This is a genomic window from Streptomyces sp. NPDC004609 (assembly GCF_042873655.1).
Classification (GTDB): Bacteria; Actinomycetota; Actinomycetes; order Streptomycetales; family Streptomycetaceae; genus Streptomyces.
This window is the reverse complement of record NZ_JBIALS010000005.1, coordinates 217025-233594: the sequence shown is the minus strand read 5'-3', so window position 1 is coordinate 233594 and position 16570 is coordinate 217025. Positions and strand designations below refer to the sequence as shown.

The following is a 16570-nucleotide window of genomic DNA, read 5'->3' as shown; positions in this document are numbered from 1 at the left end:
CGTACGGCTTCCTCCACCTCGTACGCCCGGCCGTCCGCACGTCCGGCCGCACATCCCGTGATGACGTCCCGTCCGGAGCCCGTCCGGTCAGTTGATGCCATTGGGCGGGTTGTCCGAGCTGCCGCCGCCCGGATTGGCGGGCTCCGAGTCGGACGGACCCGGCTCTTCCGACTGGGAGGCGCTGGGGGAGGAGGACGCGGTCGTGTCGTCCGGCGGCGAGGGGTCGCCCGACGGCTCGTTCACCGGCGGCGGCTCGGCCGGCCGGCTGTACGTCGGCTTCCGGGTGTTCTCCCGGTACGTGGGGGGGTCGTCCACTTCGTCGTCCGCCGACGGCTCCTCCTGCTGTGTCGGGGACTGGCTCGTCGTCGGTGCCGGCGACTGGGAGGTCTTCGTGTCGTCCTTGGGCTTTCCGGTCTTGTCCGCCGCGTTCAGCGCGAAGGCGACACCGGCGACGACCGCCACCACCGCGAGCGCAGCCATCAGCCACACCTTGTTGCGGCCGCCCCGGCCGTTGCCCCTGGGCCCGCCGACGTAGCCCCCGTCGTCCGGGTTCATGGGCGGCAGGATCGGCCCCTGCGAGGTGTCACCGTGCGCCGACGGGTGCGCGGCCGTCGGACCGGTGACGCCCTGGGGAGGGGTGCCTCCCTCGTACATCCCGACCGGGCCGGTGTTCCAGCTGCCGTTGTGGCTGCCCTGCTGCTGGAGCATCTGCAGCGCGTACTGCACCAGCCCGCGCATCTCCTCCGAGCTCTGGAACCGGTCGTCCGGATCCTTCGCGAGGGAGCGCATGACCAGGCCGTCCAGCTCCGGCGGCACCGTCTCCAGGACCTCGGACGGCGGCACCGGGATGTCCTGGACATGCTGATAGACCACCGACAGCGGGGTCTCCCCGGTGAACGGGGGCCGCAGCGCCAGCAGCTCGTAGAGCAGACAGCCCGTCGCGTACAGATCGGAGCGGTGGTCGACCGCCTTGCCCAGCGCCTGCTCGGGCGAGAGGTACTGCGGCGTGCCCATGACCATGCCGGTCTGCGTCATCGTCGTGGAAGCGCCGTGCAGGGCGCGCGCGATGCCGAAGTCCATCACCTTCACCGCGCCGGAGTTGGTGATGATCACGTTCGCGGGCTTGATGTCGCGGTGCACGATGCCGTGCTGGTGGGAGTAGGCCAGGGCCTCCAGCACCCCGGAGACGATGATCAGCGCCTGCTCGGCCGGGGGCGCCTCCGCGTTGATCAGCAGATCGCGGATGGTCCGGCCCTCGACCAGCTCCATGATGATGTACGGGACGGCCTGGCCGCCCACCTCGTCCTCGCCGGAGTCGTACACCGCCACGATGGCGTGGTGGTTCAGCCCGGCGACCGACTGCGCCTCGCGGGTGAAGCGGGCCTTGGAGACCGGGTCCTCCGCGAGATCCGCGCGCAGCAGCTTCACGGCGACCGTGCGGCCGAGCCGTACGTCCTCCGCCGCGAACACCTCGGCCATGCCGCCGCGTCCGAGGCGGTGCGTCAGGCGGTAGCGGCCGTCACCGACCAGCCCGCCGGCGCCCCAGGAATCGGCCGCATCCGGCACGCCGCCGACGCCTGCTTCGGGTTCGGGTGCCATCAGTCCTCGCCGTCGTAATCCATGGAGCCGTCGTGTCTGGTGAAGCCGTCGTGTCCGGGTGGAACCGTCGTGCCGGGCGAGGCCGCGGTGCCTGCCCGCCGGACGGCGGTCGGCCTGACCGCCGTACCCGTCGAGCCGGTGTCCTCGCCGATCCGTGAACCGTCCATCCGTTCCGCTGTGCGTCAGTCTGCGTCAGTCAGTGCGTCGGTGATGCCGTGTGTCCGTGGTGCGGTGAATCAGTCGTGCCGTGTACGTGCCGTGTATCTGTGTATCAGTGGATCTGTGTAGCGTGCCGAGTTTCGTTCTGCTGCCTCACGCTACAGCCTTCGTACGACAGGACCGCCCGGGATGGACCGGTCATCAAACCCGCTGTGAGCACGGCCACGCAAATTCCCGCCGATCCGGTAACGCTTGCGGGACGCTTGTCGTGCGTACGGTCACGGAACGGGCACCCGGCTTGACGTGTCGGGCACCTCGGGCAGACTTGCCACGTAAAACGGATCGCGGATCATCGCGCGCCGCCGGAGTTCGCGCAAGTCGGCACCGGCTCTCGCGCCGAGGGGGATGCACAGTCATGAGCCAGGACGGCGCGCAGGGCCGCCATGCGGGCGGTTCCGTGGCAGGTGGCCGGTATCAGCTCCGCGACCTGCTCGGCGAGGGCGGGATGGCCTCCGTCTATCTGGCGTACGACTCCGCTCTGGACCGCCAGGTCGCCATCAAGACCCTGCATTCGGAGCTGGGGCGCGAGCAGTCCTTCCGCGAGCGGTTCCGGCGTGAGGCACAGGCCGTGGCCAAGCTGTCGCACACCAATATCGTCTCGGTCTTCGACACCGGCGAGGACACGCTCGACGGCTCGCTGATGCCGTACATCGTGATGGAGTACGTGGAGGGCGCGCCGCTCGGCTCCGTGCTCCACGAGGACGTCCAGCGGTATGGGGCCATGCCCGCCGACAAGGCGCTGAGGGTGACGGCGGACGTCCTGGCGGCGCTGGAGACCAGCCATGAGATGGGCCTGGTCCACCGGGACATCAAGCCCGGCAATGTGATGATGACCAAGCGCGGCGTCGTCAAGGTGATGGACTTTGGCATCGCGCGGGCCATGCAGTCGGGCGTCACCTCGATGACGCAGACCGGCATGGTCGTCGGGACCCCCCAGTATCTGGCGCCCGAGCAGGCGCTCGGCCGCGGTGTGGACGCGCGCTCCGATCTGTACTCCGTCGGCATCATGCTCTTCCAGCTGCTCACGGGCCGGCTGCCGTTCGACGCGGACTCACCGCTGGCCATCGCGTACGCGCATGTGCAGGAGGAGCCGGTCGCTCCCTCGACGATCAACCGGTCCGTCACCCCGGCGATGGACGCGCTGATCGCCCGTGCGCTGAAGAAGAACCCGAACGAGCGGTTCCCGAACGCCACGGCGATGCGGGAGGAGTGTCTGCGGATCGCCGGCGCCGGCGGAACGGCCGCGCCGGCGATCAACCCCGGGGCCCCGGTGGCGAGCGGTTCGGGCGTGGGCTCGGCGGTCTTCCCGCCGCTGGACCAGTCGGCGCCGCAGGCCCCGGCCCACGGGGTGCAGACGCCCTACCAGGCGGGTCCCTACGGGGCGCCGACCCCGCCTCCGGCCGTGGGACAGCCGACGCCTCATTACGGCTATCCGCCGGTCGCCACACCGAACACCCCCGCCGGGTACCAGGGGCCGACGATGCCCCCGGCCCCGTACACCATCTCGCCGCAGCAGCCGGGCGGGAACGGGGGCGGTGGCGGCCGGGGCAAACATGTGCTCCTGATCGTCGTCAGCTCGGTGCTGGGGCTGCTGTTGGTCGCCGGGCTGATCAAGGCGCTCACGGACGGCGATCCCGGGAAGGACACGGGCAGCGGTGGCAGCAGCCCGAGCCAGTCGGCGGACACGGGTGCGGTCATCCCGCCGGACCGCACCCGCCGGATCGAGTCCACGAAGTGCTCGGACGCCAGCGAGGACGGCACGGACCCCTCGAAGGTCTACGCGCCCGACCTCCGCTACCGGGACGTGCTCTCCGTGAAGGAGTGCCTCCGCGCCGCGGGGTGGACCTGGAAGATCACCGAGGTCGACAACCCGCAGTATCCGAAGGACGCGGTGGTGGGCCAGTACCCGAGCCAGGGGCAGGGGGTCCTGCCGAAGAACCAGGAGTTCGAACTGGAGGTCTCCACGGGCAAGTCGGGCTGAGGCACGCGCAGCCGGAGGGAAACGCGTAGCCGTACGGGTACGGGTGCGGGTGCGGGTCGCCGTACAGGCGCGTATGCGGGTTGCCGTACAGGCACGGGTCGCCGTACCGGTGCGTATGCGTACCGTGTGCGCCTATCCGTACGGGGCACGTGTCGCCGTGCGGGCTTACGGTCGCCGCCCCTCCTTCTCGGCTCCCTCGCTCCCCCGCCGCTTCCTGCCCTCTGCGCTTCCCGCGCTCACCGGCTGTCCCCCCGGCTCCTTCGCAGCATCCGCCCGAGATGCCGGGTTTGTCCCGTTATGTGACGCTGAGTCCGTCGTCACAGCCGCTCGGCACGGGAGGGGGTCACCCGGTGATTCCAAGGCTCCGCATACGGTGCGCGATCGCGGTCGCCTCGCTCATGGTGCTGGCCACGCCGCTCGCCGCCCACGCGGAGGAGTCCGCGGCACCCGACACGGCGCCCCGGCCCGGGCGGTCCGCCGCCGGCACCACGGGCCCTGCAAAGCCCCCACCCGACCCGGCCCCCCCGACCGCCGCACCAACGGCCGTACCGGCGCCCGCCGCGCCCGCCGCGTCACCCTCACTCGCGGGACGGCCCGCGGGCGAGGGGCGGCCCCGGCCCGGGCGGCCGCCCGTGAGCGCCGCGCCCACCGAGGCCGGTGACACCGGGGCCAGCCCGTCCGCGAGCGCCTCCTTGTCACAGTCCCGTCCCGGTTCGGCGTCCGCCTCCGCGCCCGCGGCCCCTCCGTCCGCACCGCCCCGGAGGCCCCGGGCCCCCCTTATGGAGGACGACCCCCCTCCGGCGGACACCGAAGAGCCGGCCGCGGAGCACCCGGAGCCGTCGCTGAGCCCTGACGCGCCCGCCGCCGCACGTCAGCGGCCCGCGCAGGCCGCTCCCCAGCCCACGGCGCAACAGGTCTCACCGGCCTCCCTCGGCCTCGGAATCGCGCTCATGGGCCTCGGAATAGGTTTTCTGGGCGTCCGCATGAGACGTCGCTGACCCTCGCGCGAACCGCCGCGTCCCCCTTGAGACGGACCTCCGGAGTCCGCCTGACGACGGTTGGCCCGGGGCGGCATACCCGGTATACATACTGAGTATGTCCATCCGCCACGGGCTCCTCGCCCTCCTGGAACACGGGCCCCGCTACGGCTCGCAGCTCCGTTCGGACTTCGAATCACGCACGGGAGCCACCTGGCCGCTCAACGTCGGCCAGGTCTATACGACGCTCAGCCGGCTGGAACGCGACGGCATGGTCGCCCAGAGCGGTGAGGACGACGCGGGCCATGCCCTGTACGTCATCACCGAGACCGGGCGCACCGAGCTGAAGAGCTGGTTCGAAGCGCCGGTCGACCGCAGCAGCCCGCCCCGGGACGAACTGGCCATCAAGCTCGCGATGGCCATCGGCGCCCCGGGGGTGGACGTCCGCGCCGTCATCCAGTCCCAGCGGCATCACACCGTGAAGGCGATGCAGGACTACACCCGGCTCAAGGTCCAGGCACTCGCCGAGATCGAGGGCAGGGCCAAGGGCGCGGACGCGCGGGAGCGGGATGTGGCCTGGCTGCTGGTCCTGGAGCAGCTGATCTTCCAGACCGAAGCCGAGGCGCGCTGGCTCGACCACTGCGAGGCCCGGCTGATCCGGCTCTCCGTCACGGCCGAACGGAGAGCGGCACAGCATCCGAACACGGCCGCCCCGCTGCTCGGGCAGCCCTCGCCACCGGTGTCCTCCGAGGCCCGCAGCGGGGCTCCCGAGCGGCCTCCGGGCTGACCCGGGCCCACGCACCCGTACGACGCCCGCACGACCGGCCCGCCGGGTCCGCATCCACACACGGACCACGACCTCTCGGGCCCACAACTGCACAGGCTTTCCGGCGTACCGGCTTCTGCGGCGCAGGACTCTCCGCACCGGAGGCTTCCGCGCCGAGGGGCCATCGGCACCACGGGCCCCCGCAGCACGGGGCCTCGCACCACCGGGCCATCCGCACCACCGGACCATCCGCACCACGGGCCTCCGTACGACACGGCTCAGCCTCGACTCGGCTGGACTCAGCTCTGCTCGACCCGGCCGAGTCCCGTTCGGCTCAGCCCGGATTCACCGGCCCGGTGAACCACGGAGTCCACGCTCTCGGATCCCTCCACGCACCACCCGTGATCCGAGGACGGCAGCTCCACCCGAACCGCAGGGCCTCGCCGGCTCCCCGGCCCCACAGGCCCTCCGCTCTGTCCGTTCAAGGGGGGAACCCACCCATGTCCCATCCCACGCACCATCAGTCACAGCAACCACAGCAGACGCAGGGATCACAGCGTCCGGTGCTCCAGCTCCAGCAGGTGGCCCGGATCCACGGCAGCGGGGCGACCGAGGTGCATGCGCTCCGGGGTATCAACCTCGATGTGTTCCCCGGTGAGCTCGTCGCCGTCATGGGGCCGTCGGGCTCCGGCAAGTCCACGCTGCTCACCATCGCGGGCGGTCTCGACATGCCCACCTCGGGCCAGGTGATCGTCGAGGGCATCGACATCACCACCGCGGACCGCAGGAAGCTGGCCGCGCTGCGCCGCCGCAGCATCGGCTATGTCTTCCAGGACTACAACCTCATCCCGGCGCTGACCGCCGCCGAGAATGTCTCCCTGCCGCGTGAACTGGACGGCACCTCCGCGCGCAAGGCCCGTGGTGAGGCCCTCGCCGCCCTGGAGGAGATGGAACTGGGCCATGTCGCGGACCGCTTCCCCGACGAGATGTCCGGCGGCCAGCAGCAGCGCGTCGCCATCGCCCGCGCCCTGGTCGGCGACCGGCGGCTCGTGCTCGCGGACGAGCCGACCGGCGCCCTGGACTCCGAGACCGGCGAATCCGTGCTGGCGCTGCTGCGCGCCCGCTGCGACTCGGGTGCCGCGGGTGTTCTGGTCACGCACGAACCGCGTTTCGCGGCCTGGGCGGACCGGGTCGTGTTCCTCCGTGACGGCGCGGTCGTCGACCAGACCGTACGCAGCGAGGCCGACTCCCTGCTGTCCGGCCAGGCGGCCGAGCTGTGAGGACCTGGTACCACTCCTGGCGTGCCGCGATCAGGATCGCCCGGCGTGACGCCTGGCGCGCGAAGGGACGGAGTTCCCTCGTCCTCGCGATGATCGCCCTGCCCATCCTGGGAGTCAGCGCGGCCGATGTGACGCTGCGCAGCGTGGAGCTGTCCGCCGAACAGAAGCTGGAGCGGTCGCTCGGGGCCGCGGATGCCCGGGTGAACGACCCCGGTCTGGGCGGAGCGCCCCTCATGCAGGCGCCCCAGCCCGGCATGTACTCAACGGTCGAGAAGTACGACGACCGCCCCTACCCCGAGGGCCGCACCGAGATCACCAAGGCGCTGCCCGCGGGCGCCACATCGCTGAGCGATGCGCTCGGCCGGTCCAAGCTCCATACAGAACACGGTCTGCTGAGCACCGAGATCCGGGAGCTGAAGTCCACGGATCCGATGGTCAAGGGGATCATGGCCCTGAAGAAGGGCCGGCTCCCGCAGAAGGCCGAGGAGGTCGCGGCGACCACCGCCTTCCTGGACAAGAGCGGTCTGAGCGTGGGCTCCAAGCTCACGGCCCGTCATCTGGACCGCGCGTACACGATCGTGGGCGCGTACGAGCTTCCCGGCGCGCTCAAGACCGATCAGATCAATGCCCTGCCGGGCTCCCTCCTCGCGCCGCTCGACAAGGCCCTGGCCAAGCTGGAGCTGCCCACCACCGAGGCGACCACCAGCTATCTGGTGACGGTCAAGGGTGGTTTCACGTGGAACATGGTCAAGGAGGCCAACACCAAGGGTGTGATGGTCGAGTCACGTGCCGTCACCCTGAATCCGCCGGCCGACTCCGAGGTTCCGCTGTTCCAGCAGCCGGACTGGCAGAGCTGGGAGACCAGTCCGGCGGCCGACGCCGCCGCGCTCGCCGCGGTCGCCACCGTCGTCGGTCTCGCGATCCTGGAGATCTGTCTGCTGGCAGGACCCGCCTTCGCGGTCGGCGCCCGGCGCTCGCGCCGTCAGCTCGGTCTCGTCGGGGCCAACGGCGGAGACCGCAAGCACATCCGCGCCATCGTCCTCGCAGGCGGTCTGGTGATCGGGGTGGCCGCGGCGGTCATCGGCACGGTTCTCGGGCTGCTGCTCACCATCGTGCTCAGGCCGATACTGGAGGATTACGCCGGCAGCCGGTTCGGCGGACTCGACATCCGGCCGCTGGAGCTTCTCGGTATCGGGGCGCTCGCCGTGTTCACGGGGGCGATGGCCGCGCTCGTACCGGCGATCACCTCGTCCCGCCAGCCCGTACTGGCCTCGCTCACCGGCCGCCGGGGCATCCGCAGGAGCAGCCGCGTACTCCCGGTGATCGGTCTGATCGCCGTCGCGCTCGGCGCGGCCATCGCGCTCGCCGGATCGATGTTCATGAACAGCTTCATCGTGGTCGGACTGGGTGCCGCCATCGCCGAACTCGGTGTTGTCGCCCTCACCCCGGCCCTTGTCGGGCTGTTCGGCCGGCTGGGACGCTTCCTGCCGCTGTCCCCGCGGCTCGCGCTGCGTGACGCGGTACGCAACCGGGGACGCACGGCCCCGGCGGTGGCCGCGGTGCTCGCGGCGGTCGCGGGCACGGTCGCGGTCGCCACCTACGCCGCCAGCGGGGACGCCCAGGCGCGGGCGCAGTACACGCCCCGGCTGCCCCACGGCGCGGTCATGGTGCTCGACGAGCAGAACGGCCGGGACGTCCCCGCCATCCGCTCCACCGTGCAGCGCATGCTGCCCGTCGATGTGCGGGCCGACGTGGACCGGATCGTCGTCGGCAAGGCCAGCTGTTCCGCATGGGAGACGGGCAACGGCTGCGGGCGGTACGAGGTGTTCGTGCCCCCGGCCCACCGCTGCCCGCTCGATTCCATGAGCGGTAGGGACGACCCGGCGCAGAGGTACACGGTGGCGGAACGGCGCAAGCTCGCCGAGGACTGGCGCTGCAAGGAGACGAGCCAGTACTCCTACTACGGCAGCACTCCCGTCCTGGTCGGCGGCCCGAAGCTGCTGAAGGCACTCGGCATCAGCGATCCCGGGGCGGCCAAGGCGCTGGAGTCCGGCAAGCCGATCGCCTTCGACAAGCGCTATCTGGATGCCAAGGGCAAGATCGGCATCCGGCTGATCACCGACACCGAGGCCGCCGACAAGGCGCTGGAGGACGGCAAGGAGGCCCCGGGTGTGATCAAGTCCTTCGACACCTACCGGGCGCCCGAGAACACCCACGCGTACGGCACCCCGATCATCATGCCGCCCGCGGCGGCCAAAGCGGCCGGCCTCAGCACCGTCCCGTACGGCGCGTACTACTCGACGGACAGGATGCCGACCAGCAAGGAGCGCCAGCAGCTGGACGGTGAGCTGGCGAAGATCGGCAACGAGGTGTCGTTCCACATCGAGGAGGGCTTCGTCAGCGAGACCGACATCGCCATGCTGGCGCTCGCCGTCTTCGCCGGACTGATCACCATCGGCGCCGCCGGCATCGCCACGGGCCTCGCCCAGGCGGACGCGGAGGCCGATCTGAAGACCCTGGCGGCGGTCGGTGCCCCGCCGAGGGTGCGCAGGACGCTCAGCGGGTTCCAGTGCGGAGTGGTGGCCCTGATGGGGGTGGTCCTCGGATCGGCGGCGGGGGTGCTGCCGTCGATCGGGCTGCTGCTCACCGAGCGGCGCGATCAGATGGAGATGTACCGGGAGTCCCTCGACGCCGGCTACTCCGGAACGAAGCCCTTCATCCCGATCGTGATGCCCTGGCCGACCCTGGTCGCCCTGCTGATCGCGGTTCCCCTCGGAGCCGCTCTCCTCGCGGCCCTGGTGACCCGCTCGCGGGGCGCTCTGGCCCGTCGCGCGGCCTCATAACGGTTCACCTGCGGTTTTGTGCCCCCGTGCGGGAGTGATCACTCCCGCACGGGGGCACACCACGTGATGACGCATCTGTGCGAGAGAATGGCTGCATGGAGATGCCGAGGAATGAACGGTCGCAGGAGAGCCCCCATGTTCTGGTCGTGGGGCAGGACGGTATGGCACTCGGCGGCGGTGACGGTGACGACGAGTCGCGCGAGGTCCCGGTGACGGAGATGGTCGAGCAGCCCGCGAAGGTCATGCGGATCGGCAGCATGATCAAGCAGCTGCTGGAGGAGGTCAGGGCGGCACCTCTCGACGAGGCGAGCCGGGTCCGCCTCAAGGAGATCCACGCCAGCTCGGTCAAGGAGCTGGAGGACGGGCTCGCGCCCGAGCTCGTCGAGGAGCTGGAGCGCCTTTCCCTTCCCTTCACCGATGAGGTGATTCCCTCGGAGGCGGAACTCCGCATCGCCCAGGCCCAGCTGGTCGGCTGGCTGGAGGGGCTGTTCCACGGTATCCAGACGGCTCTGTTCGCCCAGCAGATGGCCGCGCGGGCCCAGCTCGAACAGATGCGCCGCGCCCTTCCGCCCGGGGTCTCCCACGACGAGGACAACCCCCAGCACGGCCCGGTCCGCTCCGGCCCGTACCTGTAGAGCCGTAGAGCTGCCGGGCCTGTCCTTCCACGGTCCGTCGGTGCCCGGGGCCCGCTGTCGGGTTCCGGGTCCCGCTGCCGGCGCGTCGCGCAGCCGGCAGGGACCCGAGCACCTGTGACGCGGCTCCACCCAGCCCCCGGGACAGGCGAGGAGGCCCGCCCTCCCCGCCCGTCCCGGGGGCTGGCTCATGTCCGGTGCAGCTTCCCGCGAGGGCTCGGGGGTCCCAGGAACCCGGGGCTCGGGTGCCGGGAAGGCTCGGGCTCCGGGGCTCAGGGGTTCGGGTTCCGGGAACGCTCGGGCCCCGGGGGCTCAGGGGCGGCTCTCGCGAGGGCTCCGGACCCGGGATTCCCGGGCTCGGGCCCCGGGGTTCTGGAGCTTGGGTCCCGGGAAGGCTCGGGCCCCGGGGGCTCCGGATCCGCGAGGGCTCGTCGCGTCGCGTCGACGGAGGCGGCTCACGGGATCAGTCCGTGCGCAACAGCACCTTGCCCACATGCGTCCCCGACTCCAGCACCCTGTGTCCCTCCGCCGCCTCCCGCAACGGCAGCTCGCGGTCCACCACGGGCCGGATCCGGCCCCCCTCGATCAGCGGCCAGACGTGCTCGCGGACCGCCGCCACGATCGACGCCTTCTCGCCCAGCGGACGCCCCCGCAGCGAGGTCGCGGTCACCGCCGCACGCTTGCCCAGCAGCGTCGCCAGATTCAGCTCGCCCTTGACCCCGCCCTGGAGTCCGATCACCGCGAGACGCCCGTTGACCGCGAGAGCCCGTACATTCCGGTCCAGATACTTCGCGCCCACGATGTCGAGGATGACGTCCGCCCCGTCCCCCTGCGTCGCCTTGCGCAGTTCGTCCACGAAGTCCTGCTGCCGGTAGTCGATCAGAATGTCCGCACCCAGCTCCGCGCACCGCTCCAGCTTCTCGGGCGTGCCCGCCGTGACGGCCACCCGGGCGCCCACTGCCTTGGCGAGCTGGATCGCCATGGTGCCGACACCGCTCGCGCCGCCGTGGATCAGCACCGTCTCGCCCGGCCGCAGGTGCGCGATCATGAACATGTTCGACCACACGGTCGCGGTCACCTCGGGCAGCGCCGCCACGGTGACCAGGTCCAGTCCCTGCGGGACGGGCAGCAGTTGCCCCACGGGCACCGCCACCTTCTCCGCGTAACCGCCGCCCGCGAGCAGCGCGCACACCTCGTCGCCGACGACCCACCCCGAGACCCCCGGACCGAGGGCCGCGATCCGGCCGGAGCATTCGAGTCCGGGATACGGGGACGCCCCCGCCGGCGGCTCGTAGAAGCCCTGCCGCTGAAGCAGATCCGCGCGGTTGACCGCGCTCGCCGCGACGTCGACGAGGACCTCGCCCTCGCCGGGTACGGGATCGGGCACTTCGGCCCACACAAGCGCCTCGGGGCCACCGGGTTCGGGAATCGTGATCGCATGCATGGCCGCGAGGCTACTCCGGCCCCGCCCCGAAGCCCCCTCCCGCCATCACACCCCGCGCCGGTGTCCCGAGTGGGGCGGCACCGCTCCGTCCGCCCGGACGATGGTGATGAGACGGTCCGTCAACTGCAGCGGACTGGCCGCCGGATCGTCGTATCCGATCAGCCGGTGCCCCCGCAGCACACTCACCACCAGGTCGTCGGTGTCCCGGACGTGGAGCCCCACCTCTGCCTTTATGACCGGCCGTTCGACAAGATCGAGCCCGCTGCCCTGCTGGATCAGGTCCTCCATCACCGCCCCCGCGCTGGGGCTGAGCACGGACAGGCCCAGCAACCGCCCCGCCGCACTGGCACTCGTGATGACCGCGTCCGCGCCGGACTGCCGCAGCAGGGGCGCGTTCTCCTCCTCGCGTACGGCTGCGACGATCTTCGCGTCCTTGTTCAGCTGGCGTGCCGTCAGCGTGACCAGCACCGCCGTGTCGTCCCGCTGGGTCGCGATGACGATCCGCCGCGCCCGCTGCACCTCCGCGCGGATCAGCACATCACTGCGGGTCGCATCGCCCACGACCCCCGTGAACCCCTCCGCGACCGCGCCGTCGACGACCTTGCTGCTCGGGTCGACGACAACGAAGTGGTCCTTCCGCAGTCCCGTCGCGGTCAGCGTCTGGATCGCGGAACGCCCCTTCGTTCCGAAGCCGACAATGATGGTGTGGTCACGCACGCCATGCCTCCAACGCTCATCCGCACACAACTCGTGCCCGACCGGTGTCCGCCCCGGGAGCCGCCGTACGACCGCGCACGGCACGCACACCTGCCGAGTTTCACGGACACGTGTCGAGCCTTGCTCCCCACCCGCCCGGAAGATCCGCGACCATGGTCACTCATGCCGACCGACTGGGCCAACGCCGGAGGGGACACGCGATGAAGGGCGAGAAACAACCGCCGCCCAAGGCAGGGAGGTTCTCGATCCTGCGGTCCCTCTGGTACCGCTCACGCAGCGAGGCCAAGGACGACGCCGAAGCCGGGCGCTCCATCACCATGCCGACGCAGGCGGCCGTACCGCCCCTTCAGCAGGTGCTGCGGCGGCTGGCCATGGCTCTGCTGGTGCTGTCGATCACCACACTGCTCGTCTGGCTGGACCGCTCCGGCTACAACGACAACGCTGACGGCAAAGTCGACTTCCTGGATGCCGCGTACTACACGACCGTCACCCTCTCCACCACCGGTTACGGCGATATCGCCCCGGTCAGCGACGGCGCGAGGCTGACGAACATCTTCATCATCACGCCCCTGCGCGTGGTGTTTCTGATCATCCTGGTCGGTACCACCCTCGAAGTGCTCACCGAGCGCACCCGCCAGCAGGTACGCGTCCACCGCTGGCGCTCCCGCATGCGTGACCATGTGGTGGTGGTCGGATACGGCACCAAGGGCCGGCACGCCATCGAGACCCTGCGGGGCCAGGGGATCACCAAGGACAAGATCGTCGTGGTCGACCCTCAGCAGAAGGCCGTGGACGCCGCCGGCGCCGACGGTCTCGTCGCGGTCCTCGGTGACGCCACCCGCTCCCGTACGCTCCTCCGGGCAGAGCTGCAGACCGCCGCCCGAGTGATCATCGCCCCCCAGCGGGACGACACAGCGACCCTGGTCACCCTCACCGCGCGCCAGCTCAACAAGCGCGCCGCCATCGTCGTCGCGGTCCGGGAGGACGAGAACGTACCGCTGCTGAAGCAGAGCGGCGCGGACACCGTCGTCACCAGCTCCAGCTCGGCCGGTCGGCTGCTGGGTGTGTCGACGGCCAGCCCGCATGTCGCCGACACCCTGGAAGACCTGATGACACACGGCAGCGGACTGAGTCTCAAGGAACGTTCCGTGGGCAAGGACGAGGTGGGGCGGTCGCCGCGCGAGTGCTCGGACCTGGTCGTGGCGGTCGTCCGCCGGAAGACGATGCTGGACTACGCCGACCCGGAGGTCGCGCGCCTTCAGTTCGGGGACCGTCTGATCACCATCAGCCGGGAGGAGCCGCCTTACTGAGCCGTGTCACGGATCCCTGAGCCGCATCCACGGAGGGCGTTTCACGTGAAACACCCTCCGTGACGTCCGGTAGCCCCGCTGTGACGGAAGTTCCCCTCCCGCAGCGGGATCAGGGCACAGGCCCGTGGACGACCGTCAACTCGGCGTCCAGGTGAGCGTCAACTGGGCATCCACGGGAGATCCAGGACCTCCAGCTCCTCACCGGGCCACGAACCGCCCGGCGGCACGACCGCCAGCCCGTCGGCGGCTGCGATCCCCCGCAGCATCGCGGGCCCGTTGTAGTGCAGCGGCACCAGATACCCGGCACGGTGGACGACCGGCACCAGCCGCGTGTCGTACGGATGTCCCGGCACCCCGCCCCGTACGGGCACACGGTACGGAACGCGAGCCGGCAGGCCCGCGAGTCCCCGCAGCAGCGGCTCGGCGAGTGTGAGCAGTCCGGAGACGGCCGCGAGCGGGTTGCCCGGCAGCCCCACCAGATGGCCGACCGAGGGGCCCTGTTCACCGGCCTCCGCGCGGGCGGGGAGGCGAGCCAGCAGCATCGGATGCCCCGGCCGGGCGCCGACTCCGTCGATCAGCAGCTCCGCACCCGCCTTCCGCAGCACGGGATGCACATGGTCGACCGGTCCCGCGGCCGTGCCCCCGGTGGTGAGGACGAGATCGGCGCTGGAGGTGGTGACGGCCCGGTACAGGGCTTTCGCGTCGTCGCCGAGCCACCGGGTGGCGACGACCTCGGCCCCCAGGGCGTCCAGCCAGGGGCCCAGCATCGGCCCGAGGGCGTCCCGGATGAGCCCGTCGTGCGGCAGGCCCGCCGCGAGCAGCTCATCGCCGAGCACGAGGATCTCGACGCGGGGCCTGGGGACGACGGCCAGCTCGTCGTAGCCCGCCGCCGCCGCGAGCCCGAGGACCGCCGGGGTCACCGCGGTGGCTGCGGGCAGCAGAAGGTCTCCGGAGCGGCACTCCTGGCCGCGTGGCCGGATGTCCTGGCCGGGAGTCACCCGCCCGTCGGCGTAGAGCAGCCGCTGCCCCGCGTCGGTACGGGCGTGCTCGGCGCGGATCACCGCGGTGGCCTCGGGCGGGATACGGGCGCCGGTCGCGATGCGTACCGCCGTACCGTCCTCCAGCGGCCGGGACTCACCGCGTCCGGCGAGGATCGATCCACCGGCGTGAAGAGTCCAGGGGCCGGGGCCCGCAACGGCCCAGCCGTCCATGGCGGAGGTGTCGAAGGAGGGCAGATCGCACAGCGCGGTGAGCGGCTCGGCCAGGACATGGCCGGCGGACTGCCCCAGCGGGACTCGGCGCGTCCGCCGCAGTGCGGCACGCCCGACGCGCCCGGCGACGCTCCGCGCCTCGGGCCACGCCGTCGCACGGTGGGCGGCGGCTCCTGGTTCCCCGCCCACGCCACTTCCCGGCCCGGGGTCGCGGCGCTCGGCAGTGTCCTCGTGGCCTCCCCGACGCCCTACCAGTGCGAGCGCGTCCTCCCATCCGTCGGAACCGGCTGCGGCGGTTCCGGGCCCGGTCTCACCGGCGGCGTCCCGTCCGGCGGACCCAGCGGTGGGCTCGGTGACGGACCCGGCGGTGGGCTCAGCGGTGGGCTCGGTGACGGAGCCCGGGTCGGGGCCGGTGCCGGGGCCCTGGTCGGGGCCCGGGCCGGGGTGGGTGGCCCGGGAGCGGTTCTGGCCGCTCATCCGGCGTCGGGCCGGTCGGGTCCGCCCGCCGGCGGGGCCTGCTCCGCCTCCTGAGCCCAGCGCAGGGCGAGCGCGGCGGCTTTGCGCGCGGCTTCCGCGACCGCCTCCGGACCGCCGTCCCGCACGGACGCCGCCGCGTACCCCACGAGGAACGTGGTGAGCGGCGCGGCGGGGCGGGCGACGCCGTGCGCGGCATCTCGGGCGAGGTCGAGCAGCGTCTTGGTGTCGACGTCGAGTTCGACACCGAGTTCGTCCTTGACTGCGGTGATCCATTCGTCCAGCACGTGCTCATGCTCCCTGATATGGGCCCTGGCGGTGGAGATGTCCTCCCAGGTGTCGCAGTCGAAGGAGGCGAGCGGGTCCGCCTCGACCCCGGCGAGGTCCAGCTCCTGAGTGAGCAGCCGCAACGGAAGCCCGGTGAGAGCCCCGTACTCGGTGGCGAGGAGAGCGATCTCCCGGCGAAGGGGTTCGGTCCGGTACGCGGCCACCAGCGGCTGCTCCCGCCCCCCGGCGTCGATGAGCATCGCCCCCTCGCGCCGACTCGCACCGAGGTCCTCGACCAGTCGGCGCACCGTCGCCTCACCGAGGAACGGGAGATCCGCCGAGAGCACGAGAACGGCCTCCGACTCCGCCCCGAGCTGCCGCGTCCCGGCGTCCAGCGCGGCGACCGGGCCACCGCCCGGCGGGTCCTCACGGGCCCAGACGACCGGGCGCGCGGTGGGCCTGCGACTCCCGACGACCACGGTCCGCCCGGCACCCCGGCAGGCGCCGAGCACCCGGTCGAGCAGCGCCCGCCCGCCCACGCTCAGCGCGGGCTTGTCCGCCCCACCGAGCCGCTTCGCGGCGCCTCCGGCCAGCACGATGGCGTCATACGCGGTGTTGCCCCAGGTCGCGGTCATGCCTGAAGTATGTGCCGCGCCCACGACCCCGGGAACACCGAGTGGATCACCCACCGGCCCGCCGGACCACGCCCGACACCCGCCCTTCCCGCCCGGTACGCCCGCCCCTCCGGCCCGGCCCAGCCCGGAGCAAACCCGGGTCGGCCCAGATCGGCCCGGTCCGGAGCAACCCGGGGCACGCCCGGCCCCTTCCGGCTCGGCCCGGGGCAGGCCCG

At 71.8% G+C, this 16570-nt stretch carries 11 protein-coding genes and 1 pseudogene; 6 read left to right on the top strand and 6 right to left on the bottom strand.

The features are described 5' to 3' along the window. Positions 1-87 precede the first annotated feature (87 nt). A complete protein-coding gene (locus tag ACFYT4_RS07210; protein ID WP_389266121.1) occupies positions 88-1599 on the bottom strand; it encodes a protein kinase in 1512 nt (503 codons plus the stop codon). Then, complete coding sequence (locus ACFYT4_RS07205) at positions 1599-1766, bottom strand: hypothetical protein (RefSeq protein WP_389266119.1); 168 nt, start codon at positions 1764-1766, stop codon at positions 1599-1601. Before ACFYT4_RS07205 ends, ACFYT4_RS07210 begins: the two co-directional genes overlap by 1 nt. Before the next feature lie 407 nt (positions 1767-2173). Between ACFYT4_RS07205 and ACFYT4_RS07200 the strand changes: the two genes are divergently transcribed. The 5 genes from ACFYT4_RS07200 to ACFYT4_RS07180 all read left to right on the top strand — a co-directional run bounded on the left by ACFYT4_RS07200 (position 2174) and on the right by ACFYT4_RS07180 (position 10300). Then, a complete protein-coding gene (locus ACFYT4_RS07200; RefSeq protein ID WP_389266117.1) occupies positions 2174-3799 on the top strand; it encodes a protein kinase in 1626 nt (541 codons plus the stop codon). 1095 nt (positions 3800-4894) lie between these two features. Next, positions 4895-5563, top strand: a complete 669-nt coding sequence (locus ACFYT4_RS07195; RefSeq protein ID WP_389266115.1) for a PadR family transcriptional regulator — start codon at positions 4895-4897, stop codon at positions 5561-5563. A gap of 479 nt (positions 5564-6042) precedes the next feature. Next, complete coding sequence (locus ACFYT4_RS07190) at positions 6043-6822, top strand: ABC transporter ATP-binding protein (RefSeq protein WP_389266113.1); 780 nt, start codon at positions 6043-6045, stop codon at positions 6820-6822. Then, positions 6819-9665 (top strand): FtsX-like permease family protein, encoded by a 2847-nt coding sequence (locus ACFYT4_RS07185; protein WP_389266111.1) that lies wholly within the window; start codon positions 6819-6821, stop codon positions 9663-9665. The genes ACFYT4_RS07190 and ACFYT4_RS07185 overlap by 4 nt, the downstream gene beginning before the upstream one ends. Before the next feature lie 95 nt (positions 9666-9760). Further along, complete coding sequence (locus ACFYT4_RS07180; protein ID WP_389266110.1) at positions 9761-10300, top strand: bacterial proteasome activator family protein; 540 nt, start codon at positions 9761-9763, stop codon at positions 10298-10300. Positions 10301-10760: 460 nt separating this feature from the next. On the opposite strand, the gene ACFYT4_RS07175 is transcribed toward ACFYT4_RS07180, so the two are convergent. Continuing rightward, on the bottom strand, positions 10761-11741 hold the full coding sequence (locus tag ACFYT4_RS07175) for an NAD(P)H-quinone oxidoreductase (RefSeq protein WP_389266108.1): 981 nt from the start codon (positions 11739-11741) through the stop codon (positions 10761-10763). A 45-nt stretch (positions 11742-11786) separates the two neighbouring features. Further along, positions 11787-12476, bottom strand: a pseudogene (locus ACFYT4_RS07170) (potassium channel family protein); the annotation flags it as partial. 182 nt (positions 12477-12658) lie between these two features. Between ACFYT4_RS07170 and ACFYT4_RS07165 the strand changes: the two are divergent. Continuing rightward, positions 12659-13768 carry a potassium channel family protein gene (locus ACFYT4_RS07165; protein ID WP_389266106.1) on the top strand — a complete coding sequence of 370 codons (1110 nt, stop codon included), beginning with the start codon at positions 12659-12661 and terminating at the stop codon, positions 13766-13768. 158 nt (positions 13769-13926) lie between these two features. Here ACFYT4_RS07165 and ACFYT4_RS07160 read toward each other — a convergent pair whose 3' ends face one another. Next, entirely contained in the window at positions 13927-15456 is a 1530-nt protein-coding gene (locus ACFYT4_RS07160; protein ID WP_389266104.1) for a molybdopterin molybdotransferase MoeA, read from the bottom strand. Beyond that, positions 15453-16355, bottom strand: a complete 903-nt coding sequence (locus ACFYT4_RS07155; protein WP_389266102.1) for an NTP transferase domain-containing protein — start codon at positions 16353-16355, stop codon at positions 15453-15455. The genes ACFYT4_RS07160 and ACFYT4_RS07155 overlap by 4 nt, the downstream gene beginning before the upstream one ends. Positions 16356-16570: the final 215 nt, after the last annotated feature.

Coding starts and splice junctions, on each gene's coding strand:
- ACFYT4_RS07180 (WP_389266110.1), top strand. CDS start 9,761: ATGGAGATGCCGAGGAATGAACGGTCGCAGGAGAGCCCCCATGTTCTG.
- ACFYT4_RS07175 (WP_389266108.1), bottom strand. CDS start 11,741: ATGCATGCGATCACGATTCCCGAACCCGGTGGCCCCGAGGCGCTTGTG.
- ACFYT4_RS07160 (WP_389266104.1), bottom strand. CDS start 15,456: ATGAGCGGCCAGAACCGCTCCCGGGCCACCCACCCCGGCCCGGGCCCC.
- ACFYT4_RS07200 (WP_389266117.1), top strand. CDS start 2,174: ATGAGCCAGGACGGCGCGCAGGGCCGCCATGCGGGCGGTTCCGTGGCA.
- ACFYT4_RS07165 (WP_389266106.1), top strand. CDS start 12,659: ATGAAGGGCGAGAAACAACCGCCGCCCAAGGCAGGGAGGTTCTCGATC.
- ACFYT4_RS07155 (WP_389266102.1), bottom strand. CDS start 16,355: ATGACCGCGACCTGGGGCAACACCGCGTATGACGCCATCGTGCTGGCC.
- ACFYT4_RS07190 (WP_389266113.1), top strand. CDS start 6,043: ATGTCCCATCCCACGCACCATCAGTCACAGCAACCACAGCAGACGCAG.
- ACFYT4_RS07205 (WP_389266119.1), bottom strand. CDS start 1,766: ATGGACGGTTCACGGATCGGCGAGGACACCGGCTCGACGGGTACGGCG.
- ACFYT4_RS07210 (WP_389266121.1), bottom strand. CDS start 1,599: ATGGCACCCGAACCCGAAGCAGGCGTCGGCGGCGTGCCGGATGCGGCC.
- ACFYT4_RS07195 (WP_389266115.1), top strand. CDS start 4,895: ATGTCCATCCGCCACGGGCTCCTCGCCCTCCTGGAACACGGGCCCCGC.